General features: G+C 48.6%; 18 protein-coding genes. 10 read left to right on the top strand and 8 right to left on the bottom strand.

All coding sequences use genetic code 11. The annotated features are described in order from the left end of the window. The 10 genes from J4G07_05265 to J4G07_05310 form a co-directional block, all read left to right on the top strand. On the top strand, positions 1 to 509 hold a 509-nt coding region (locus tag J4G07_05265), incomplete at its 5' end, for a T9SS type A sorting domain-containing protein (GenBank protein ID MCE2413392.1). A gap of 158 nt (positions 510 to 667) precedes the next feature. After that, the gene (locus tag J4G07_05270; GenBank protein ID MCE2413393.1) at positions 668 to 1,786 is read left to right on the top strand and encodes a hypothetical protein; all 1,119 of its coding nucleotides are present in this window, start codon (positions 668 to 670) and stop codon (positions 1,784 to 1,786) included. Between the two features lie 113 nt (positions 1,787 to 1,899). Next, positions 1,900 to 2,970, top strand: coding sequence for a Gfo/Idh/MocA family oxidoreductase (locus J4G07_05275; GenBank protein MCE2413394.1), 1,071 nt, complete (start codon positions 1,900 to 1,902; stop codon positions 2,968 to 2,970). A gap of 26 nt (positions 2,971 to 2,996) precedes the next feature. Continuing rightward, positions 2,997 to 4,232, top strand: a complete 1,236-nt coding sequence (locus tag J4G07_05280; GenBank protein ID MCE2413395.1) for an ABC transporter permease — start codon at positions 2,997 to 2,999, stop codon at positions 4,230 to 4,232. Positions 4,233 to 4,394: 162 nt separating this feature from the next. After that, the gene (locus J4G07_05285; protein ID MCE2413396.1) at positions 4,395 to 5,441 is read left to right on the top strand and encodes a Gfo/Idh/MocA family oxidoreductase; all 1,047 of its coding nucleotides are present in this window, start codon (positions 4,395 to 4,397) and stop codon (positions 5,439 to 5,441) included. Beyond that, entirely contained in the window at positions 5,438 to 6,253 is an 816-nt protein-coding gene (locus tag J4G07_05290; GenBank protein MCE2413397.1) for an ABC-2 family transporter protein, read from the top strand. Before J4G07_05285 ends, J4G07_05290 begins: the two co-directional genes overlap by 4 nt. 109 nt (positions 6,254 to 6,362) lie before the next feature. Continuing rightward, on the top strand, positions 6,363 to 7,163 hold the full coding sequence (locus tag J4G07_05295) for an ABC-2 family transporter protein (protein ID MCE2413398.1): 801 nt from the start codon (positions 6,363 to 6,365) through the stop codon (positions 7,161 to 7,163). Between the two features lie 169 nt (positions 7,164 to 7,332). After that, complete coding sequence (locus J4G07_05300; protein ID MCE2413399.1) at positions 7,333 to 8,358, top strand: ATP-binding cassette domain-containing protein; 1,026 nt, start codon at positions 7,333 to 7,335, stop codon at positions 8,356 to 8,358. A gap of 218 nt (positions 8,359 to 8,576) precedes the next feature. Next, positions 8,577 to 9,341, top strand: a complete 765-nt coding sequence (locus J4G07_05305; GenBank protein MCE2413400.1) for a LamG domain-containing protein — start codon at positions 8,577 to 8,579, stop codon at positions 9,339 to 9,341. Between the two features lie 111 nt (positions 9,342 to 9,452). Then, on the top strand, positions 9,453 to 10,388 hold the full coding sequence (locus tag J4G07_05310) for an NTP transferase domain-containing protein (GenBank protein ID MCE2413401.1): 936 nt from the start codon (positions 9,453 to 9,455) through the stop codon (positions 10,386 to 10,388). Here J4G07_05310 and J4G07_05315 read toward each other — a convergent pair. From J4G07_05315 to J4G07_05350, 8 genes are all read right to left on the bottom strand, one after another. Beyond that, positions 10,380 to 11,090 (bottom strand): metal-dependent hydrolase, encoded by a 711-nt coding sequence (locus J4G07_05315; GenBank protein ID MCE2413402.1) that lies wholly within the window; start codon positions 11,088 to 11,090, stop codon positions 10,380 to 10,382. The genes J4G07_05310 and J4G07_05315 overlap by 9 nt on opposite strands. Next, positions 11,080 to 12,198 carry an aminotransferase class V-fold PLP-dependent enzyme gene (locus J4G07_05320; protein ID MCE2413403.1) on the bottom strand — a complete coding sequence of 373 codons (1,119 nt, stop codon included), beginning with the start codon at positions 12,196 to 12,198 and terminating at the stop codon, positions 11,080 to 11,082. The genes J4G07_05315 and J4G07_05320 overlap by 11 nt, the downstream gene beginning before the upstream one ends. A gap of 108 nt (positions 12,199 to 12,306) precedes the next feature. Beyond that, positions 12,307 to 13,119, bottom strand: coding sequence for an ABC transporter ATP-binding protein (locus tag J4G07_05325; GenBank protein MCE2413404.1), 813 nt, complete (start codon positions 13,117 to 13,119; stop codon positions 12,307 to 12,309). A gap of 144 nt (positions 13,120 to 13,263) precedes the next feature. Then, entirely contained in the window at positions 13,264 to 13,725 is a 462-nt protein-coding gene (locus J4G07_05330; GenBank protein MCE2413405.1) for a PqqD family protein, read from the bottom strand. 116 nt (positions 13,726 to 13,841) lie between these two features. Next, complete coding sequence (locus J4G07_05335) at positions 13,842 to 14,909, bottom strand: hypothetical protein (GenBank protein ID MCE2413406.1); 1,068 nt, start codon at positions 14,907 to 14,909, stop codon at positions 13,842 to 13,844. Positions 14,910 to 15,162: 253 nt separating this feature from the next. After that, the gene (locus J4G07_05340; protein ID MCE2413407.1) at positions 15,163 to 17,151 is read right to left on the bottom strand and encodes a hypothetical protein; all 1,989 of its coding nucleotides are present in this window, start codon (positions 17,149 to 17,151) and stop codon (positions 15,163 to 15,165) included. A gap of 111 nt (positions 17,152 to 17,262) precedes the next feature. Beyond that, positions 17,263 to 17,442 carry a hypothetical protein gene (locus tag J4G07_05345; protein MCE2413408.1) on the bottom strand — a complete coding sequence of 60 codons (180 nt, stop codon included), beginning with the start codon at positions 17,440 to 17,442 and terminating at the stop codon, positions 17,263 to 17,265. 141 nt (positions 17,443 to 17,583) lie between these two features. Next, a complete protein-coding gene (locus tag J4G07_05350) occupies positions 17,584 to 24,942 on the bottom strand; it encodes a LysM peptidoglycan-binding domain-containing protein (GenBank protein MCE2413409.1) in 7,359 nt (2,452 codons plus the stop codon). Between the last annotated feature and the right edge of the window lie 40 nt (positions 24,943 to 24,982).

The raw sequence follows: 24,982 nt of genomic DNA on the forward strand, positions 1-24,982 counted from the left end.
CCACGGAGAACGTCACAAACGCAGCGAGACGTTCCTCTGCTGTCTGGGCAGACCTGAACCGTAAGAGCGTCGTTGAAGCGGGTGATAAGCTCAAAGTCGCACTTTACGACGACAACAACAGGATCGTCTCAGGACCCTTCCAACGGACAGTGACGACGTCAGACATTCGCAATGCGTTCCTGAGTCTTCAACTGAATGTTGGAGATGTTCAGCCGCAAGACACGTTACTTGCGCAGAACTTCCCGAATCCGTTCAACCCTGAAACGTGGATACCGTATCAGTTGAACAAAGCGACAGAAGTGAAGATCGATATTTATAATGTATCGGGTCACTTGGTGCGTTCGTTGGATTTGGGTTGGCAGCCGACAGGTTCGTATATGACGCCGTCGAGTGCTGCGTATTGGGATGGTAAGAACGCGGTAGGTGAGCGTGTCGCGAGTGGTATCTACTTCTATACGCTGCAGACGTCAGATTTCACTGCGACCCGACGGATGGTTATCCTTAAGTAGGTATCGCAGCGAAAATGCTTTTTGGCGAAGCTTGCGAGCCAAAATTTGCTATTGAAAAATAAAACGCCCCAATTTGCCGGTTGAGCTAACTGCGAACCAACGCCGATTAGCAGTCGGCGTTGGGGCGTTTTTTAATGTGTACATAGGGGAGAAGTTTTTTGAGTTATCTAAAAAATATTTTGCCTATTTGTGGATTGATTCTACTGTTTTTCATTGCGAGCAGTAGCAGTGCATTTGCTTTCTCTTCCGGCCCGCCGGATGAGAGGACAGGAGCCCCCAATGAAGGCACTTGTGCTCAGGTAGGATGCCATACTGCTAATGATCTCAACGTCTCAGGTGGTTCACTGATATTAACTGTCCCCGAAACCTATGTCCCGAGTGAAGTGTATACGATCGTCGTCGATTTGTCGCGTACTGGGCAAAGTCGTTGGGGATTTGAAATGACTGCACTGGATGCCGATGGTGCGAGCGCCGGTTCGTTTGCTGTGGATGCTGCGGGGGCTACGCAGTTATCGGAAGCAAATAGTAAGCAGTACATTAAACACACTTCTATTGGAACTGCTCAAGGCACAAACGATACCCACAGTTGGGAATTCCAATGGACTGCCCCTGACGCGGATATAGGTCCCATTATCTTCTACGCTGCTGGAAACGCTTCCAATGGGAATTTCAATCCTATAGATGATTATATCTACACAGAACAAGCGGAATCAACACCCCCTGTTCCCATAGTTGTTAGTCTGTCCTTGGAAATCGTAGGAGATACAGCACTCTCTACAATGAATGCCGTTGAAGGTGTAAATTATACCCTCAAAGTCACGAATACCGGCAATATGATGGACACGGTAATGCTTGAAGCCTCAGCAGAGGTCGGCATTGAAGGCAGTGTCCTTGGCGCGCTCAGCGACAGATCCGTTGAACTTGAAGCCGGTGCAGATGCAGAAGTAATGTTGAAGGTGGCAGGGGACTTATTCACAACACCCGGTGATTATGACATCAATGTGACAGTTACCTCCGAAACAGATAACACAATGACTGCCGAAGTCACAACCACAACAACTATAGAAGCGCTGCCACCACCGCCACCACCTCCAACACCTTGGGATGTCAATGGTGACGGGACTGTGAATATTCAAGACTTGGTCTTGGTTGCGAGCGAATTCGGTCAGTCTGGAGAAGCCCTTAAAGGGGATGTAAACGGTGATGGGACGGTAAATATCCTTGATTTAGTCCTTGTTTCTTCGCATTTCGGTGAGGATACAAATGCCGGTCAGTAAAGCATATATTTCAAATTGGATTGGAAGATTGGAAGAAAGGAAGAATGGGACACCCTTCCATCCCTTCTTCCATCCTTCCTCAAATATTGCTTAACCGCAAGGAAAAATAAAAGATGGCATCTAAATATCGTGTTGGAATTATCGGATGTGGTGGTATCGCCAATGCTCATGCCCGTGGCTATCAGGGTGTTGAGCAAACCGAGATTGTCGCACTTGCCGATCCAGTTCAAGCAGCTCTTGATAAGTTTGCAGACACCTACGACGTATCTGCTGAAAACTGTTATTTGGATGCGCGCGAGATGCTGGATAATGAAAACCTTGATATTGTCAGTGTCGCGACGTGGCATAAGCTCCATGCGCCAATGACAATCGCAGCGTGCGCGCGAAGTCCAAAGGCGGTGCTCTGTGAAAAACCAATGGGTATCAGTCTCGGTGAATGTGATGAAATGTTAATCGCCGCGAATCGAAGTAATGTCAAGGTCGTCATCGGGCATCAGCGTCGTTTCAATTCCGCATGGACGGATGCCCGTAACCTCATTGCTGAAGGGGCAATCGGTGAACCTCGACAGATTGTCTGTCACGGTGGTCAAGGGTTGTTGAATGACTGCTCACACCTTTTTGATATGATGCGCTATGTCATCGGCGACCCGGATCCACAGTGGGTTATCGGTAACGTTGAACGGAAAACGGAACGTTACGAGCGAGATATTCAAATTGAGGATCGGAGTGCTGGAATTATTGGCTTTTCAAATGGTTGCATCGGCATGCTCTTGCAGGAGATCGGTAGACCGAACTATCAAGGTGGCATCGTCTATGGAACAGACGGTATCGCAGATGTGACGGAGGGACGCGTCCGTCTCCTCAACAACAAGGCTACAGACTGGGAAGAACGTCCGTCTGATGGAAGGAATCAGCACGTCGCACAAGCAACTGAACTGGTTGAATGGATTGAGGGCGGTCCTGAGCACCGCGGCGAGGCGAAACATGGGCGCGCTGCTGTTGAAATTATAATGGCGATCTATGAGTCCGCACGTATGCACGAAGTCGTCCAATTACCGCTGCGGACGCATGCCAATCCGTTGGATTTGATGATCGAAAGCGGAGAGTTGCCTATTGAACGTCCTGGGCGTTACGACATCCGCGCGTTTTTGTTGCACGGCGAATCCATGAAACCTCAAGGATAAGAGTCGCCTACGAGAATTAGAGAATTATGCAGATTACACAAGGTGTTAGTGTTGGTTTGTCAGCACTGCAGCGCAACAAGTTGCGCTCTGTGCTCACAACCCTCGGAATTATCATCGGTATTGCAGCGGTTGTGGCTGTCGTTTCTGTGGGCGGCGGTGCTGAACATCTTATGCTCGCTGAATTGGAACGCATCGGCGGGGCAGGACTGATTGTCTGCTTTAGGAAAGGGGAATTTCGTAGAGAGGATGGTTCCTACTACGAAAATAGGCATCCAGAATACATTGAATACGAGGATTTGGATTTTCTCCTTGAGAATTGTCCCTCTCTTAAAGCAGCGACAGCGTTGTCAGAGATGAATTTCACTGTATCGCATAAGCACGTGAATCAGTCGCTTAATATCCAAGGCGTTACACCTTTCTATGAAGAGGTTAATAACTGGTACATTCAAGCTGGCAGATTTATTTCGGAAAGTGACATGGAGCGGAGAGAACCCGTCTGTGTCATCGGTTCTGAAGTCCGCAAGGACCTGTTTGAGAGGGAAGACCCGATTGGTCTTGAATTGAGAGTCGGCGAGGAACGGTTTACTGTCATTGGGGTCATGGAGGAAAAAGGCAACAGTATGGCGAGTGAGGGGTGGGATAATCGGGTGGTTATTCCCCTCACCACAATGGAAATCCGTTTTATTGGGCAGCAGAAAGGCCGGATCTACTTATGGGCGCAAGCCGAGAGTTATGAAAAGGTTGAACAAGCCGTCGCTGAAATCAAAGTCGCTATGCGACAACAACACGGTGATGAAAAATATTTTGAATTTTTCACTGCTAAGGAGATTATAAAACAGGTAGGGAACGTCAGTCGGATTGTACAAATACTCTTGGGGGGTGTTGCGAGTGTTGCCTTGTTCGTTGGTGGCATCGGCATCATGAATATTATGTTGGTCTCTGTAACGGAGAGAACACGTGAAATCGGTTTACGCAAAGCCCTTGGGGCAAAACGTCGCGACATCCTGATCCAATTCCTCATTGAAGCCATTGTTTTAAGCATTTGCGGTGGGCTTATTGGCATTTTCATTGGAAGCAGCCTCGCCTCTGTTTCCGGTTTGGTTATTTCAAAACTCATGAAGGCGAGTTGGCCCGCTGTTGTGTCTGTCCAAGCCGCTTTGATCGCGTTTAGCGTTTCCGCATTAATCGGCATATTTTTTGGGCTCTATCCAGCGAACAAAGCCGCAGGTCTCACCCCAACAGAGGCACTGCGTCATGACTAAATTAGCAATCAGCGATCAGCACGGCTTTTCTTGCGAAAAAACTTTTCGGCAGTCAGTATAAGAGGTATTCGTTTAAAAAGCCCTTTTTGCTGATTGCTTTTTGCTGATTGCTTTTTGTTGATTGCTGATTGCTGACGGCTAATAAATAAAGGAGCACGTGCTGTGTCAAATCGAACAACGAAAGTTCGCGCTGCTGTCGTCGGGCTCGGTTGGCCCGGGATGCAACATCTTAAAGGCTATACCGCCGATCCGCGTTCAGAAGTGATTGCTGTCTGCGATTTAGATAAGAAGCAGGTCAAGCAGGTGGCATCGGAACATAAAATACCGAATACGTATACCAGCCACTTAGAGATGTTGAAAAATGAGGATATTGATGCTGTTAGCGTCTGTCTACCGAATTTTCTTCATGCCCCGATCTCTATTGACGCATTGAACGCTGGCAAGCATGTGCTTTGTGAGAAACCTCCTGCTCGAAGTGCACAGGAAGCGAAGGCTATGGGGGATGCCGCTGCTGAAAATGAAAAAACCCTAATGTATGCCCTCGTGCAGCGGTTTGATGGGAGCACTCAGCGACTCAAGCAGTTGATACGGGAAGGTGAACTCGGTGAAATTTACTTCGGTAAAGCGGGTTATGTCCGACGGCGTGGTGTTCCTATCGGCAAGGAAGGGTGGTTTGTCGATAAAGAGCGCGCAGGGGGTGGTGCTCTCATTGATATTGGGGTCCATGCGTTAGATTGTGTCTGGTGGCTAATGAATTCTCCAAGACCGGTTGAAGTTATGGGGACCTCCTATTCCCACTTTAAGCATCTGGTGCCTGATGACGTTAAATACGATGTTGATGATGCAACCTTTGCACAAATCCGGTTTGAAAATGGCGCGACTATTATCCTTGAAACAACGTGGGCACTGAATTTACCGGGTGACAACTACATTAAAGTCGCAGGAACGAAAGCAGGAGCGACTCTCAGTCCCTTCACCCTTTATACTGAAGAAGATGGCAAGGACTTGGATAAACCACTTAGCGCGCCTTCGATTAACGGCTTTGACGAAGAGGTAAAGCACTTCGTAGAATGCGTTGTTGATGGCAAAGAACCGATCTCCTCAGCGGAACAGGGCATTATGCTAATGCAGATGCTTGATGGTATCTACGAATCCGCAGAGAAGGGACGGTCTGTGCCCATCGCAGATCTAAGTGCCGCGACCGGATGAAACGCATCAATTTAGCATTCCAAGTCTATCTGGCGTTTATAAAGAAATCGTTTCAGAGAAGGATGCAATATCGGGTCGCAAACCTCGCAGGCTTGACGACTAATTTCTTCTTTCTGCTGGTGCATATCTTTGTCTATACTGCTTTCTACGCAGCGCGTACCGTTCCCCAACCCCTTAGTCTGAATGAAATTATCACCTATTTCGTTCTGTGTCAGGTGTCTTTCATGCTCATGCCGCTTTGGGGGACTCGCTCTGAAGTTACAAGCGCGATTAAAGACGGCAGCGTTGCGCTCCAATTAACCAAACCTGTCGATTTCCAGGCATATTGGTTTGCCGATGAGTGCGGGAGAGCCTTTTATTTTTTACTCATGCGGGGATTTCCGACCTTCCTTATCAGCATGCTCTTCTTCAAGGTTACAATTCCGCAGCAGCCCACCGTTTTGATGGCGTTTACAGTTTCAATGCTGCTCGCTGTTTTCATGAGTAATGCTATCACGATAACAATCTTTAGCTCGGGGTTCTGGACGCTGGATACAACAGGAATTCCTGGAATGTCTTATTCCATAATCACCCTGTTTTCTGGAATGTTGGTCCCAATTGCGCTATGGCCCGAATGGTTGGCACACATCGCCAGATGGCTACCCTTTGAAGGCTTGATTGACATCCCATTTAGTATCTATTTGGGCAAAATTACAGGTATTGAAGTCTGGATTGCTATAGGCAAACAGATGGGGTGGAACCTCTTTTTTATTGGCTTGGGACGGTTTCTCTTAACCCGTGGCTTTTCGCGGTTGGTGATACAAGGCGGTTAGTAGAATAGCAGTCAGCAATCAGCAGTCAGCGGTTGGTAAAGAAGGTGTTTGCTTGGGTGTTTCCTCGTTTCAGATTACCTCTTAACAGACAGCCGACAACGAATAAAAAATGCACCATCTTTCTCTCTACTTCCATTTTGTCAAACTCCGCATCCGGTCACAGATGGAGTATCGACTCTCGTTTGTCTTTGACCTCTTTGCCCAAGCGAGCATCTCTGTCATCGATTTTTTCATGGTTGCTCTCCTCTTTAACCGTTTTAAAGAGTTAGCGGGATGGAGTCTATGGGAAGTCGGATTCCTCTACGGCATGATTGGTATCTGCTTCGCTGTCGCCGAGATGGTAGGGCGAGGCTTTGATGTCTTTCAGAGTAGTATTGTGCGTGGGGACTTTGATACGGTCCTCATCCGTCCTCTTGGCACTTTCTTTCAAGTGTTTTCGCATGAATTCCTGCTTCGTCGGTTAGGGAGGATAGCACAAGCACTCGTCGTGTTTCTCATTGCTAATTCGCAGTTGACTGTGGCTTGGTCACTTACCAAGGCAGGGTATCTGTTCATTTCGCTGGTGAGCGGGACCTGTTTTTTTGTAGGTCTCTTCGTAATCGGCGCAACAAGTTGCTTTTGGACTGTCCAATCCATTGAGATTATTAATATCTTCACGAACGGCGGCGTTTTCATGGGAAGTTACCCGTTTTCCATTTATCGGTGGTGGTTTCGGCATTTTTTCACCTTCATTGTCCCGTTGGCGTGTGTTAACTATTTTCCGTCCCTTTTTCTGCTCGAAAAAATTGGATCATCAGGAGGTTCACCAATTGGTGTCCTGTTAGCACCGGGTGCCGGTTTTCTGTTTCTCGGTATCACCATGCTATTTTGGAGATGGGGGGTCTTGCACTACCAAAGCACGGGGCACTAATTTATTGGGTTTCGGTTTCCCCGCTCTCTACTACGCTTACGAATAGGTTTTCGGTTATTAGGTCTTTCTTAAAGTCGGAACCGTAGTCCGTAACGGAGTGGAGGACGGATTTGAGAAACGGACTACAAGACACAACGACGGCTATTTCTCCGCAAGGTAAGTTTAAAAGATGATTGAAGTTGACAACCTTAGCAAAACCTTCAAGGTTTATCATCATCGCAAAGGATTTTTTGGGAGTTTTGCGAACCTCTTTTCTCGCAAACACCGCGTGGTCCAAGCGGTGGACAGCATTTCATTCACCGTCGAACGTGGCGAGATTGTGGGATATTTGGGTCCAAATGGTGCTGGAAAGTCAACCACTATCAAAATGCTGACTGGTATTTTGGTGCCGACATCGGGCAGCGTGACCGTGAATGGATATATCCCACATCGTCAGCGAAAAGAAAACGCTAAACACATTGGGGTCGTATTTGGGCAAAGATCGCATCTGTGGTTCGATTTACCCGTTGAAGAATCGTTTGAGTTGTTGCAGCGTATCTATGGGATTCCAGAGACGCAATACCGCTATAACGTGGAGACGTTTGACGAATTGCTCAGTATTGGCGATTTTTTCCGGACACCTGTTCGTCAATTAAGCCTCGGTCAGCGGATGCGTGCCGACATCGCCGCCGCCCTGCTCCACAATCCGGATGTTCTGTTTCTCGATGAACCGACAATCGGTTTGGATGTCGTCGCCAAGGCGCGTATTCGCCAGTTTATCCAAAAAATTAACGCTGAACGGCAGGTCACGGTTGTGCTAACGACACACGATTTAGACGACGTCGAAAAACTCTGCAAACGTGTCATTCTCATTGACAACGCGCGTCTCCGTTTTGACGGGGAACTCGTCACACTTCGGCGTTTACTTTCAACAGAACGGATTTTGAGTGTTGATTATGCCGAAGCGTATCCAGATGTCAGTATTCCCAGCGCGCACATTGTGTATCAGGAGGAGGCTCGCGTGCAGTACCGATTTTCCCCAGAAGAGATTAGCACAGCGGATCTCATCGGTGTAATCCTTCAGCGATTCAAAATTGTAGACATATCCGTTCAGGAACCTGATATTGAAGAGTTAATCAAAACCGTTTACGAGGACAATCTCACGCTTGAACGTAAATTGACAGAGCCGATATCTTCAAACACACAGGCAAATTGACTTGACAGACCTGAAATCTATACGGTAAAATGTCTGAGTGAGTTTTGGCGAACCGATATAGTTATGGGTTTGTCTTATTAGTAGTTGTGTAACGCTTAAAGGTGTGGGCTCATCTGCGTATTGCGCCTACCTTGTTGTGCATAATGAGAAAGGCACCTATAGAAAATAGGTGCTTGCAAAACGAAGCCTGATTTCTATGATCAAAAGGAGCGATTTAAATGTATCTAAGGAATATCAGAATAATCTGTGCACTCGCTGCACTCCTCACAGTGTTCTGCTATGTGACAGCGGCTGATGCACAAGATTTCGTAATAGATGGACTCGTTGCCATGTGGACCCTCAATGAAGCGGATATCGACGGTAAAACTGTCAAAGATGTGTTTGGTGGCAAAGATGCGAAGATCGAAGGCACTCTTAAATCCGTCGAAGGTGCGGCTGATGGCACGGGAGAAGCGTTGGAGTTTGAAGGCGACAGTTACATCGAAATCCCTGCGATGGGTGAGTTTGAGCATGTGAGTATTGAATGCTATGCGCTTGAAGGACAGTTCGGCGGCATTCAAGGCATCGTATCTACATGGCAGTGGGCGGCGGGCAAAGTCCACTTCAAATTTGAGGGCAACCAAATCCAAGTTCATAAGAACGATGGTGTGAAAATCCGCTTAAATGCTGAGGAGGAGAGGTGGTATCACATCATTTACACCAGCAATACCAAAGACAATGAGTTGAAACTCTATGTTGATGGTGAGTTGGTTGACGAAGGGAACGCCGGCGGAACCCCTGAACTGATGGACGAACGCCGTATCGGTAGCGAACACGACGGTAGATTCCTGATCGGTATGATTGATAACGTCCGTATTTATGACCGGATTCTTGACGAAGACGAGGTTGCACAGAATTTTGAGTCGCAGAGCGATCAATTGCCTGTTGAACCTGCTGGCAAACTCTCGGCGACTTGGGGTTACCTCAAAGCATTGAGAAATTAAAAACGGTTATCGGTTGTCAGTTATCGGTTGTCAGTTAAGGAATGCATCTATTGAACCGGTGTCCTTTTAAACTGAAAACTGAAAACGCTTAGAAGGAATCAATTGTTCCAGATGGATATTAAACTGAAAACTGAAGACCAACAACTGAAAACCATTAAGAAGGCTGTTATTCCTATTGCCGGATATGGGACACGCCTTTTCCCTGCAACGAAAGCCGTGCCAAAAGCACTCTTTCCAATTATCGCTCAGGATGGTATCGCAAAGCCGATCATTCAGTTGATTATTGAGGAAGCGTTAACGGCGGGTGTGGAAGAGGTGTGTCTCGTTGCCCAACCCCAGCAGGTCGAGCCGATTGCCGACTATTTTTCTGGGACCGTTGCGGATGCGATTCGAGAAAAGGCGGAATTAGCAGCACAGGCGGATCGGTTAGAGGAAATAGGCGAGCGGTTGCATTTCGCGATTCAGGCAGAACCGGAAGGATTTGGGCACGCCATCTATTGCGCAAGGGATTTCGCCGCTGGTGAACCTGTCATGATTCTGCTCGGGGATCATCTCTATATTTCCGAGTCAGATGTCTCTTGCGCGAAACAACTGGCGGAGGTCTACACACAAGTTGGGCAATCTGTCACGAGTCTTGATCTCTGCCATGCGAGTGAACTCTCGCTCAACGGCATCGTTCATGGCACTTCTTCTACTGAATCCTCGAGAATTTATACGTTAGCACAAATCTCCGAAAAACCGACAGTTGAATTCGCGCGGGAGCACCTCCGTGTTGAGGGTGTTCCTAATCAGCAATACCTCTGCAACTTCGGGATTGATCTCCTCAGCCCCCTCCTCTTTGACATTCTGGACCACAACTACAGACACCGAATTGTGACGCATGGAGAGATTCAACTGCGGGATGCAATGTCGGAAATGATTAAACAGGAAGGCATGTACGGGTATCGCGTCGCAGGTGAGCGTTACGATACCGGAAACCCGCAGGACTTGTTGAAGACCGTGAATGCCTTTGGTCTCCACGGTCCCTATCGGAATGTCTTAGTCTAATGTTTCCCCAACCTCTAATGAAATGATTTCCACATCCTGAGATGCCGTCAATTTACGGAGTTCTTCGGGGGTTCCTGTCAAGAGTGGGAAAGTCCCGTAATGGATGGGCAGAATCGTTGGGACATTGAGTAATTGTGCAGCGTAGGCGGCTTCACGCGGTCCCATCGTGAAATGGTCGCCGATAGGGAGCAATGCGAGGTCAGGTTGGTAAATCTCACCGATAATCCGCATGTCCCCGAACACGTTCGTATCCCCAGCATGATAAATTTTGTAGCCGTTCCCGAATTCAATCACATAGCCTGCGGGTTCCCCCAAATAAACTGTTGTACCGTCTTCCTCTGTGAAACTGCTACTATGATTTGCTGAGACCATCGTTGCTTTCACGCCGCCGACAGAGACAGTCCCACCCTTATTCATACCGATCGTGTTCTCGACATCCTGTTTACCAAGCCATCCTGCGATTTCAACGATAGACACAACTGTCGGTGTATGTTTTTTCGCCAGTGGTACTGCATCGCTAATGTGATCTGCGTGTCCATGCGTTATGAGGATAACATCGAGACTGTCGAAGGTCTTGAGCGCATCAGGACACACAGGGTTGTTGGTTACCCATGGGTCTATGAGGAGCGTTTGTCCATCTGCTTCGATTTTAAAGGTGGAGTGTCCGAGCCACGTCAGGCGAATACCATTGTTAAGTTCCATCGAGAATTTCCTTTAGTCTTTGGGCAATTTTTTCTACCTCTCCGGGCATTAGCGTCTGTCCATTGATGATGACACCGTTTTCTCCTGATCCTGGAATGTCAATAGAGGGTTCACCTTCTGCAAGTTGCTGAAGGATTTCGTTCCGTGTGATGCCGAGTTGTTCCGCATCAAATCGGATTTCAGTGCGGGGCATCGGTTGTCCGGCTTCGGAGGGGAAGATACGGTGCACCGTAACGCCTTCGATGTCCGAGAACACTTCATCGTAATAGGTAACTTGATCCTCGTAAGATTGCTGTAGTTTATCATGGTCTTGATTCAGATACCATTCGACTGCGGCGAGGAGCCCTACCAGTTCTTCTTTCCCGACTTTCATGCCTCGACCGATAAATGGATGCGGCGGTCCGTTGAAGGCGATAGCCTCAATCAACGATTTTTTGCCGACAATTAACCCACTACTCTGTGGTCCGCACAAACCTTTCCCGCCACTAAAGAGTGCCAAATCAGCACCCATCTGTGTGAACTGCCATAAGTTTTCTGGGGGTGGTAACTGTGCGGCGGCATCAACAATGAGGGGGACGTTGTGCCTTTCGGCAATAGCGATGGCTTCTTCATAAGGCACCCAGAGGTGTTCTCTGCTGGGGTTTGCGAAGTAAAAGATTGCGGCGGTCTTTTCCGTAATGGCGTTTTCTAACTCGTCAGGAGTTGTCCCGTTTTCGTTGCCTATCTCTATAAATGTGACGCCGACCTGCCGAACGGCGTAATCGTATCCGACACGCCCGTGACGATGCACAATGACTTCGCTTTTCATTGATGCATCAAGGTGGGGCAATTTTTCGCGCTTGTCAGGGTCGAGTCCGGTGATACACGCCGCTGCGCTGAGGGTCAAGGCAGCAGCGGCACCACAGGAGACATACGCCGCTTCGTTGTGAGTGAGTTTCGCAATCTCTTCCCCGACCCGTTTTTGGAGTTCGATGATGTCTATAAAGTGCTTGGCAGCGTCTGACATCGCCGCGACCACCTCAGATGGCATAATCGAACCACCGAGCCGTGTGAGCGTCGCATTGCCGTTGATGACTGTGCGAATGCCTAAGCGTTTGTAGATGTTCATTTGAGTGGTTATCGGAAACTATCGGTTTTCAGCAAAGACATCTTGTGGCAGTTCTGCAACTTTTACATGCCACACACTGACTGCCGACTGCTGACTGCTGACAACCATCTATCCGACTTCCTCACCATCTAATTTACCGACGTGGAGATCAATCTCATCGCGCGACTCAATCTTGTCCACTTTACCATCTGCCATGTGGAAGATGCGATCGGAGACATCTAACATTTTATGATCGTGCGTCGCGGTGATGATGGTTACGCCGTTTTCAGCATTAAGTCGACGGAGTAGGGCAATGATTTCGAGTCCAGTTTTGGTGTCCAAGTTTCCCGTCGGTTCATCGGCGAGAACAATTGCGGGGTCGTTTGCAAGCGAACGTGCGATTGCGACACGTTGTTGTTGTCCACCGGAGAGTTCTAACGGTTTATGTTGCACGCGATCACCAAGTCCGACGAGTGTGAGGAGGTCAATGCCTTTTTCTCTGCTTTCGTCGGCACTCATACCGGCGAAGATCATCGGAAGCGAAACGTTTTCGAGTGCTGTCATAACTGGAATGAGATTGAACGATTGAAAAATATAGCCGATTTTTCGGCAGCGGAGCCATGCGAGTTCGTACGCGTCAAGTTGCGCGATGTCCACCTCGTCGATGTAGACTCTACCTTCGGTCGGTTTGTCTAAACCACCAATCATGTTGAAAAGTGTCGATTTTCCTGAACCGGAGGGACCCATAATAGAGATATATTCACCGCGCTGGATTTGGAAATTAACACCGCGGAGAGCATCCACGGTCTGCGTTCCCATTTCATATCGCTTGATGAGGTTCCTGACGCGAACTGTATTCTCCTTCGGAAGAATGCGTTGGAACTTTTCTGGCGTTTCGGCAAGAATGGCATTAACATCGCCGATTTCTGTTGGTATATTCATTTTTTAATTATTCCTTGCGGTTTGGTGAGGTGGGTTGAGTGACCAACACTCCTCTCCGTATATCCGCCTGCGCCGTTGTTGCAGGCTCCAATTTCGTTAAAGCTGCACAATCTAACAGATTATGCTACAAGTTCCCAAAACGACTTACCGTCTCTGTAGGAATCCAAAAATACCCTGTTTTTCAGGTTCGGGCGTTACAGGGGCGTTCTGTTGCGGGTTCGGAATGGCGAACCCTATAAAATTCCGTTTGCCAAGCTGCTGCATAAACGTAAAGAGGGACGTTTCCGCTTCTTTCCGAGTCAACTGGTACTGGTTTTGGACTCCCTTTATAATCTGTGAAATGGTATGCTTACCGTCGCACATCTTCCACACATAAGTTCCGATGGAATCTAATACAATAACCCTTTTATCGGGGAGCATAAAAAGTTTGCTGGCGAGTCGGGTCCAGAGTTTGTCTTTCTGTGGAACAACGAGTGAGGCTTCGCCTTTGTCGTCTATCTCCCAGTTTATCAACTGGTTCCGAACAGGAAACGACTTCATGATCCGAGTCCGATCCATCTCCGGACGTTTCTTGAGTTTGAGAGCGTATAGAATTCTGTTTAGCATTTTTTAATGGTTGTCGGTACGAAAATCTGCATGAGCAGATTTTCTTTCTGTCATCAGTTACAAGAGGCTTTTGTTAAACGAATACCTCTTAACTGAAAACCGATAACTGATAACTATTAGTGGCATTCAATACTTTCAGCAACTTTTTGAACGGTCGAACGCGCATCGGTACTACCGATGGACTGGATGACATAGATACGGTTGGACTGGTTGCATCGCCATAGATGAAATACAAGTGCTGTCCTTTTGGATAACTTATCAAACATCAGCACCGGACTGAATGGTACACCATCATAGAGCCGCGTCTGTTCCCCAATAAGCGTCAGGCGTTCATCCGCCGAATCTGTATCGGATGTTACTTCAAACCCATAGCCACGAATGGCTTTTGCGTATTTGGCACGAAACCATGCCTCTAATGGATTTTCGGCATCTTTATGGTCGCTTAGCATCACTTCTGCTGGTCCGTATCGTTCCACACTCAGTCGTCCTTTGTCGGGGACGGGGTTTTTGCTTGGGTGTTTCCGCAAGGTTAGCTCACCCCTACGATCTTCTATAGAACCATTATTTCGTAGGCGACTGCTTGCCAGTTTCGCAAGCCTGACTGCACGCTGAAAGCGAACGGGCTTTGCAACGAAGGCAAACAACAGGTAACCACTGAGCAATTTCTGACTTTCCAACTTATATTCTTTCGGAACCCCTAACTTAAGTCCGTAAGCACTCCAGAGCGTTAGCGGCGCGTCCCCGCGGTCTGTAATTGATTTGAAAATCCGAAGAACCGTAGGTCGCCAATTCTCCTTGAGCCGTCCCATCACCTGTACGATTGTAATTCGTTTGCCGGTGTGAAAAATCAGCCCATTCGCACGAATACTCCCCTTCCAACTGAAACCGAGAACGGTGCGTCCATCAAAGAATTCCTCTTCTTTGATGAGATTAACGTTCCGGCGGAAGGAGAGTTCGGTGCCCTTCTTATACGTCTTGCGAATCAACTTGAAGTATTCGTCGAGCGTTGCATGGAGGTCTGGCTTTTTGCGTCGGGTATGCGCCCATTTGAGTTCAAGACGAGGCATCTCTGGATCATCGAGCCGGAGATATCCTGTTTTCTGATCTCCACTGAGTCCACTCAGTTCCCATGTTGTGGGAATTTCCAGTTCTATGCCTGCCCAGCCAAAAAGTGTCCAGTCCATATTTTAATTTTCCTTGCGGTTCGGTGAAGTGGGTCTCATAATGGGTTTCCTTTACGTAGACCTGAAGAAACACCCAAGCAAAACCCCTCCACTACGTTACGGACTACCGGTTTTGTGTGATCTTTAATTTTATCACCAAACCGCGTAGCCTGCGACAATCCGCAGAAATCCGCAGAAACACCCTAAACACGCAGGCGCATTTGAGGAATACACGTCAAGGCCGAATGTTCAGTGTTTTCTCCGCAAGGAAAAATTAAAACGGTTTGACGATTACGGCTTTAGAGACAAGTGCAATTGCTACGGTTCCCATACCGATCAGCCCGACACCGCAGGCAAACCCTGCCGCAAGTACCGGGTTGAACATGTACCAACGCCGCATTCCAAATCGCTTGATCATGTAGAACCGCCCGATAATTGCACCAAGTAGCCGGGTAACCATACTTCCTGGATCTGCGCCGATGCCACCGACAATACCGTAGAACCACATTGAGGGTAGTTTGAATACCCACAACATTCCATAGATCGCGAGGCTTCCCGTAAATCCGGCAGCGATGTAATCTCCCCGAATTGCTTGAAGCATTTGGCTATTTCCATCCCGCAGCGACGTTTTCCAGAGACACTCATTTGTGGCGTTAATGGGCCACATCATCTGTGCGAATGGATATTGTGCACTGGGAATGGGTGCAATCTTCCAGATAAAGTGAAGCACCACAATTCCACTGACAAGTAGGATCGGCATAATCAACAGTGTGCCAGCGAGATTTGAAGTGAAGGTCGTTCCTGTCAATTCAAGGACTCGCCAACTCTGGGTGCCGCGTCCATAATCTTCGTCTGGGAGTGGCGCGAACCAGATATCTACCTCTTCATAGCGGCTCAAAATAAAGGTAATTTCGTGTAAATACGGTATCTCAAATAGGTCGCGCCCCAATACACCGAAGGTCCGTGCGGTAATATACGAATTGATCGGTGTATACAGGAAAGCGTAGCCTAACAGGAAACTCAACGGGAAGTTCGGGACCATCCAGTGAATGAGCCATACAAATCCACCCATACCGAGGAGCCACATTAATCCCATCAACCATATCGGGAAATCGCCACGGTTCGGAGGCGGAGCAAAGGTGCCGCGTTCGCCTGCAGTTTTCTGAGTCCTCCGCATTTTAAAGAGCATCGGAACCGAAGCCGCCATACCTGCGATGGCGAAGCTAAAGGATTTCCCCATGCCGGCACTCTGCCAGAAATCCAGTCTGTTGAACAACTCGACACCACGAACATCCAAACCCGGAGACCACTGGTGGAGAATCTCATACCGGTAAAGGATTTGTGGGTTCAAGACAAATTGCGTCGCCATTGCGGCAATAAATTCTGTCATCACAATTGGAAACGGTAGCACGAACCCGAAGAGCATTTGTCCAAAGTCGGTTCGGAAGGCGAAAACACCCGTTGGTGCGAAACCTTCTATACTCTGTGTGAAATCTATCCACGGGATCTTCAGAATCTGAATCGGCTGACTCATCATGACACCGGTGAGTGCAGGCACACCGATGTAAAGGAAGCCCCAGATAAGTCCTGCCATTGAGCCAATAGAAAAAACCCGCCAGCGCCACGTCTCTTCTTTACCTGTCGTTTCTGCGAGTGCTGTTGCCCCTTGGGCACTAATCGGTGCCATCGGATATGGGAGTCGCTCGAGGTCCGCCGTGAGCCGGAACAGAATATACTGTCCGCTGACAAAACGCAGGGTACCCAAGAGTTTTCCTATGAGATAGATACCGATAGGCAGGAACCAGTCTGGATGTATGAGACTTCGCGTGAGCACGCCGACGGAATCGCCTGCGGGTACAATCCACTCTGGAATCTTATCCGCGATTTCGTAGGATGCCGCCTGCGGGGTGTTAACAAAGTAGGCGTACCAGATAAAGTTCCGGTACTGAAGCCCACTTCCGACAGCTGCACCTGTTAACCCGAGGAGCATGTAAAGCTCCTGTCGCCGGGCAGTTGTAAAGGAACGCCGCGCGAGCTCAGTGAATAGAATAACGGCAACCCAAGGTGCTGCGCCAGCACCGGATTCACCGGATACATAACTGAGATAAATGGAACCCGGCATCATCAGCAAGCCAACGAAAAGTGCTCCAACAAACACCTTGACTGTTAGCCCCGACTCAAAGGTACGGATACCGCCTTCAATGTCGTATCGCTGTGCCCAAGCTTGCCATTCATCTGCTTGTGATACTCTTTCTCTCGCCAAATTGAATGTTCTCCTTTCTTGGCTATCGGCTATCAGCCATCAGTTATAAGAAGTTTTTGATTCATACGGGTTTCCACTCTTAACTGACTGCTGACTGCTGATGGCTAATTCTCACTCTTCACCTGAGTCTTCGGTGTCTCGTAGTTCTTCCCAGAAATGCGCACAGAAAATACCAACTATCAGCACAAGAGCCGAGAACATCTGCCATTGCCAACGTCCTTCGAGGGCGAAAATACTAAACAGCCATAAGAAGGTGCCAATGATGATAATAAGACTTGCTAATTTTTCCATTTTTTAACTATGGTCCTCTACACAGATACCGCCCCTACGGGGCTAAGATAACGTGAAACCAAAAACGCAACCTGCAACAATACGCAGAAATACCCAAGCAAAAACACGCAAGTGGGTTCTCTGAAAGAATTGTTAAATACATCAGTCCGCTGGTGTCGGTACTGGTTCCATCTGTCCTGCTTCTTCTGCCTCCGGGTCCATACCTTCGGTTCTACCGCGTTCATGGAACTCTGCTCGGATATCGACGCTGAATGTCCGCCAAATCAGAAGTTGTTTCCGCAGTAAATTGAGGAAACGTCGGTTGACCCGCTTCCAAGAGGCAATCTCGCCACTCTCACGGTGGACATCCAACGTGATTTTGTAGAGATCCTCTTCTTCACCACCGACTGGGGATGTAACGAACTGGATCGACTGGCTCACACCTAAGTCATAAGGTGCCAACCATACCATCATCCCGATCTGATAAGAATCTTCGGCTTCTATTTGGCTGAACGCAACCTGATCGGTATAGAAGTCGCTGGCGGATTCGTCGGCATGTGCATCAAAATAGTCGCGCATAAAGACGTTCAACCCGAGTGCTTCTTCTTCAAGGACGGTAAAGGGTAAGTTGAAGTGCCATACATCCCCTTCAGGTTCTGGTAGTTTCCATTTACGTTCGATATCAGGGACTGCCATCCGTGAAGCCTTGATTGCCGGATACATGGTGCTGAGTAAAACGACAAGCATGACAATAATTGTTGCGACGACGGTTGACATTGACGAATAGTTAAGCGTCAACCCAGCGAGCCAACCGAAATGCACGAGGGTTGTTGCTATTGCTTGTCCCATGAGATAGCCTAACACCGCACCAACGATGGCATAGACGCATGCCTCCGCAAGGAAGAGGAAGGCGATATGCACAGGCGCGAGTCCGACGGAACTGTAAATGCTGATTTCACGGACCCGCTCATAGACGGCTCCAAGCATGGTGTTAAGAACGATAAGAGCGGCGATCAGGATGGGTACGAACAGGTTACCCATACCACTGAAACTCGTCATTCCGATACTGCTGTAGAGATATGTATCTTTATCACGTCCCACAAAGAAATCAAGGGCAATGCGGTTCATGAGCGGTGCCATGATGAGATCTAACTTATCAATTGCACCTAACAACTTCGGATCATCCTGTTGCGGTTCCATGTTAACGGCAACACTTCGGAGTGTGCCGCCTTGATTCATAACTACCTGATAAGGAAGGATGGCAACACTGTCTGGCGTGAGATGGAGGTATTTCTGTAATTCACCTTCAAGCGTCTCATCACCAGTGGCACCCCGGCTCCGCTGCTGTTGCATCAACTGATAATCGACAGGTGTGAGTTCTTCGCCGTCGTTATCGGTAAGATCCTTGAAGCCGATACCGAGGACACCGACGACAGTGAAGTCGGCACCGTAAACAGAGACGGTGGCTTTCCCCATATCGCTTTCGGTGATCTTAAGCAGTTCTGCCATTCCTTTGGGCAACACAATGGCGTAGGGCCACTCCGTCGGCCATTCATTGGCATCTGCTGGGTCAAACCATTTTCCGTATTGGAGGTATCTGTTGATACCGCTGACACCGGGTTCTGATTCATTCATACCCACGAGCATGTTTGCAGCGAATGTCAACGCTTCACCCGTGAGTGGGTGTGTCGGCGGTGATGGATCTGATTCGTTCTCAGTACGCGTAAGTTGGACAAACGATTGGTCTCCGGTTCCTGAGGATTGATACCATGCGCGCGGTGCGACGACATTCCGGACGGTTAAGACGGATTCTGCGTCTACCTGTTCGATGAAACCCTTCTCTTCTAAAGTTCTCCGTGCTTCCGCGAGGTCAACAGGCTGTTCTCCTTGCTTAACCAAGAGTTCGTTCTTGCGTTCCAAAAGCCGTTCTAAGGCGGTGAGTGTGATCTGTGTCTTTTGCATATCGTTCAGCACGGAGGTAAGCACGGGTTCCTCAAGTGGACGCCAATACTGGTCGCGGATAAGGAGTCCTGTATAGCGTGGTGTCACCTGTGGTAGACTCGTTCTATTCGGGTGCATAAACGTCCGCACAGAGGTAAACGATATAACAGTAAAGGTAAGAATTACCAACGTGCAGCATGTCAGGACAGTTCGTCCTTTCCGTTTCCGCATGTTGGAAATACCTAAACTAAATGCAGCAGCACTTGCACTCAATCTGCCGACATCGGCTTTATAAACCTTATTTCCCTCTTGCCGGATCTTTTCGAGTTGCTCCTCGAATTTTCGGACAATGATACTGATAACGATAACCGTCAAGGCAAGCACAACGAACGCGATCAGGATAATCACAGGGGTGGTGGTAATCTGGAATGCGGGATGAACTTGGCTGAGGAAGAAGAATACGAGTAAAAAGATGCCGAATGAACCCAGAATCTGCTTATGAATATTTGGGAAACCGAAAATGAGCCGTTCCATGAAGTAGGCGAACGGCATCAGTAAGGCGAGATAGAACATCACACCGTTAACGACATCGTTACCCGTCTGTTTGACGTCTGGGTATGCGCGTGATTCATAACCCCACGCGGCGCGTGCGAGTTTGAGTGCCTGTTGGTAGTCACTTTGGAGTAATTCGGTCTCGGCGCGTGCGAGGTAATCGTTCGCAAATTGATGGAGTTTGTCAAGCCGGTCGCTGGAGATACCAAACCGTTTGTAAAGTCGTGAGCGGTTCTCATCAAGCCACCACATATCTCGGACAACGACATACGGCGTGAGGCGAATTTGCCCGTTTTCGCGAACGACAAAACCTTCACCAGTATAAAGCGTCGGGTTCTTCATACCGCTCTTCGTCGCTTTAATAAGAAGGAGACGTTTACCAATCTGTCCGTATGCCATTCCAACTTTAATGCGCGTGTTGGGTTCGCTATACACGAGGGCAATGGGTTCGGCTGCGGACACACCTTCCTGCTGCCACGGTTTGGACATCCCGAATTTCTCTGGTGCACTATCCGTGAGGGCATCATAGACTTCGAGTTCCCGCAGGGTTCGCAGATACCGTTGATCCACCAAGTCGTAGATAGTTGTAGATACACACGGGAATGTAACAACACGGCACCCACGTCTACGGGTGTTGATCGGAATTTTATTGGGAAGCAGTTTCGCGCCATAGTTCCCGAGATCGGGGGCATAGACGATGTCTCCGGAGTCTTTGTCAAGAATGTATGCTTCAACCTCTTGAGCACCACCGAGACGCCGTGTGGCTCTGCCTTCCATCGCTAACCCGGCGACTTCAAAGTTCCCCTTGTTATCGCCCATCACAAACAGATCGCCACGAACCCCCATCATGGTTTTGTGTTTCCTGCGGAGCGTCAAAATCGGGTAAGGCACCGGTTTATTCGGGAGTGCGGACTCGCGCGCGTCAAATTCGACGACATCACCGAAAAGGTTGCAGTAGAAATTCCCGACACGTGCGGCGGTGGGCATTTCTTCGTCCCGAAGTGCTTGGATGAGTAAGGATGCTAATGTTTGTGATTGCTGATGGAGATTACCACCTTCGCGCAAATCAACGCGTTCGATTGTGTCAAGAGGTGTGTCCGTTAAGACGCGAGCGTCTTCGATAGTTGCAAAAGCGATTCCGGTCTTTCCGACAAGTGTTGCGACCTCGCTGTCAAAGGCGATTTTACCTGGGATATAGGTCTTCCACGTCTTTCCGCCGCTTGCGGAGATAGCGTTAACGAAGTTTGACTCGCCGCCGAGACCGGCGATCGAAATGAGGGTTTTAATATCCTCAATTTCTTCATCGGAGAAGGTATCCGGATCTTCGTGTCGAAGTCGGAGCATGGCATCGAGCTGCTCACGCGTACGGATGTTATTCTTTCGATTCTTCTTTGCAGTGCGGACATCATTTCGGATGAAACGCTCGACCTCTTTGCGGATGTAATCCATATCTTTGAGCATATCCTCAGAGGGTTCACCTTGATTGCGCCACTGTTCAAACTGCATCTTCATGAGTCGGCTCACTCCACTGAGACCGGTGAGTTTGTTGAAGTGCGAACTCAGTAACGTTTCAAGCGTCTTTCCTTCAAGAGCCGCTTTATCGGATATCCCGTTTGCCACTGTCCATTGGCGTGCCATAACGGCTTGACGAATTTGATCGTCTGTCCACTGCCAAAGTTTCCTGACACGGACACCAAAATCAGCATCTTCGGCGTAAGCGGCAAGTTTATTACCGATGCTTGCAAACTCGCGCCGTAATACAAATTCGGGCTGCTGATCGTAGAACCATCCCTTGTTGAACACGCCGAACTGATTTGACTGTGAGGAAAGGTCAATGCTAATATAGAGAGAGGTATAATACCGGTTGAACAGGTCTTGTAGTGCGATTGCTGCCTCGATCTGCCCGAGTTTTCGGTTGTATTCATCGGTATCAATACGCAACATCTTTTCGATACGACTCTGGATGTTACGAAAACGTGCATTGCGGAGGGTCAACATATTATCGCGTAGGAGTGTCTTCGTCTCTTCATCCAAATCGGTACCTAATGTGGGTAACCGTTCAATCAGGTTTTCGAGTGCTACGATATCTGTATCCGCCCGCTTTTTGACGATCGTTAACAATTCATTTTCAGTGATCTGTGATGCGATGCGCGAGCGCAAAGAAAGTGCCTGTTCAACTTCATCCTCTGATAGGTAGTTTTCCAAAATGAGACGTTCTTCATCCAAGTATTCTCGCCCCAAAGTTTCAGCGGTTGCGATCAAATTTTGGATACGCGTTCGTTCCAATCGAGCGTTCCGGAGTGCGATTTCAAAGATACTTTGTTTATCTTTGAGAAGATCTGCTATCAATACAGCAACATCAGTAGTGTCTCCAGATTCGGCTAATCGCTGTCGAAGTTGGGTATCGATAGTGTTGAGACGTTCTATCCCGGCTTTCGACAAAAACTGACCACCATAAATCAAAGAATCGCCGCTCGGTTTTCCCATCGGCGTTTCTTTGAGTTGCCGAATGCTCGTTTTAACCTCATCTTCAACCGGTTGGCTATCAGGTATTTGGACCAGAACCTTTTCAAGTAACTGGACCTCTCGCTGGATCGCGATCTCTTGGGTGTCGTTAGCATCGCGCAAGACACTACGTGCCTCTTTTGCTTTGTTGAGTGAATGTAGGTCGAGATGCCGGTCGAGTATTTTCTCAGGAGTCCACATCAGCGCAAATTTGCGTTTGTCGCTCATCTCCCAGTTTGCGAGGGTTGTGTTAAGCATCTCAATATCAGAGATGCGTTCTTCTGGGAGGTCTTCGGGTATGGGGATTTGCCAATCTGAACCCTGTTGCACCGGAATAAGGTAGGCATCATTTGGGTGCGTATCATATCCATCAGTACTGCCGGTCTCTATCGCGTGAATGAGTTTCTTGACCGCCCATGTGTCGAGACGCGCAATCGGTAGCCCAAGCGTTTCGATCAATTCTCGCTGTGCGGATCGGCTTGTGCTGAGCGCAACAGCACGCACCTCAGCCATCCTGCCGACAATATCTCGGAGGAAATGTGTCGTTTGCAAAGCCTCTTTCTTCGATCGGGCGAGGTTTGCTAACAAACGACTCTTCTCTTCACCTGTGAAGCCTTGCTTTTCGCGTTTTCGATTCCTATCTGCCTGTTTCTTCTGGCGTTCTGAAAAGTCCCGCTGCTGCTCCGTAAGGGATTCAATCTCAGACCGTGTTTCTGACAAGCCGTTTAGTGTAGTTGTGAGGGAGTCCAAGTCAGACTTTACGTTATGTATACCGTGGAAAAAATCAGCGGGGAGATCGACGAGGACGCTCCGGTCAATGGAGAGGACAAGCCTTCTGCCCAACTCTTCAAATTCGAGGACATCTGTAGAGAGTCCACGGCGAAGGCCGTGCATCGTTGGTGTGCCGGGTGAATCGGTGTCGGAACCGACAATATCTTGTCCAATTCCTTCCATGAAGGCGCGCATGCCGGCAAGCCCTTGGAAGTGTCCATCGACTGCAACAAAGAGGACAGAATAGCCGGGTCGGTATTGGGGCTGACTAAAAAGGCGTGCAAGTTCCATGAGGGTTGCGATGCCGCAAGTCGGATCGGCACCGGGTGCCATTGCGGGAACAACGGACATGGCGTCGTAATAAGCTGTGAGAACGATGAGTTCATCGCGTAAGGTTGGGTCTCCGCCTTCCAAAAACCCGCGTATATTTTGCCCTACGCGGCGTTCCCATGTCATCTTACCTCTCACACGAACATTAACTTGATTGCCTTGCGTGTGCTGTTCCTCTATCAAATTGGTTAGGACAGCAGCATCTTCTTTAGAAATCCAGAATCGCGGTATGTTAGCGGGGACGGTACCGAACTTATTTTCTGCTTCTCCTCGGATGGTTGTTTCGGGTTCGATAAAGATGACAGCAGTGCCACCGAGCATTGCTGCATTGATATAACGAGTGCTGGAGTTAAAATCGATAAGGACGATTGCCCCTTTTGGGATAAAGATGTGTGATTCACTCGCGGCGACAAACTCGCCAGATTCATCGACGTGCCCATCGTTATTGTTATCGATGCCATCGGTATCGTCACCCGGAATTTCGTCTGTCCATCCATCGGCATCGTTGTCAATACCATCTGTTCCCCACCCTAAGATTTCAGAAAGCAGGGGGATTTCACCGTATTCATCAATAGTGCCATCCTCATCGTTGTCGATGCCATCGGATGCTTTTTGCAGGTGCTCATTAAGTATATCATCGGTGATACTGGCTTCGGTGATACGATAACGTCTGGCGAGCGTTGTAAGTGTATCTCCCTCTTGGAGCTTGTGCCAAAATCCGCCAATGTTAGTCCCGTTGAAATCAGCGAGTTCAGCATCATCGCCGTCGAGGAGGGGACCAGATAAACCACCTGTCGGAATAAACACAGTGCTTCCTTCGACAACGGGGGTTGCCAGAAATTGATTCCGCTCGTCTGCAAGAATAGTTGTCTCATCAACTTGGTAACTTTCTGCGATGTCGTTGAGTGTTTCTCCTGTTAATACGGTGTGTTTAATGCCATCTGCTAATAGGGAGGTCCGCACAAGGTTGGGCCAGAGGGGTGTGAGTTTAAAGGCGTGTAGCACATTGGCTTCCGGCGAGAGGACTTCAATAATACTATCACCGTGATCGATGGGCACGGTGACAGAAAATTCGCGGCTTTCCACATTCTGCAAACCGGTTTCAACGAAACGATCAAAAATATATTTGCTCCCGCTTGCCGATTGTGGATAACCCGTTACGCGACTGTCGAGACTTGAGAGGCGTGCAATGTCCTTTCGAATGTTACCGATAGAGAGGTCATCCCGAATCTGGATGGCTGCAGATTGCATACCAGTACTGGAAACTGCTTGTGCGTATGCAGTATCGGATAGTGGTACCCCAGCGACAAGCAAAACCGAAAGAGAGAACATTAATACATTGTCTCGAAAGTCTCTATAGGCTTGCGCAAAAAGCGCACTGAAATGCCGCCCGCGGCACTCGTGTCTACTATGGATTTTCATGTTGTGAAGTCCCTCGCCTTTTTCTGGTTTTTCAGACCAC

This window comes from Candidatus Poribacteria bacterium (assembly GCA_021295715.1).
Classification (GTDB): domain Bacteria; phylum Poribacteria; class WGA-4E; order WGA-4E; family WGA-3G; genus WGA-3G.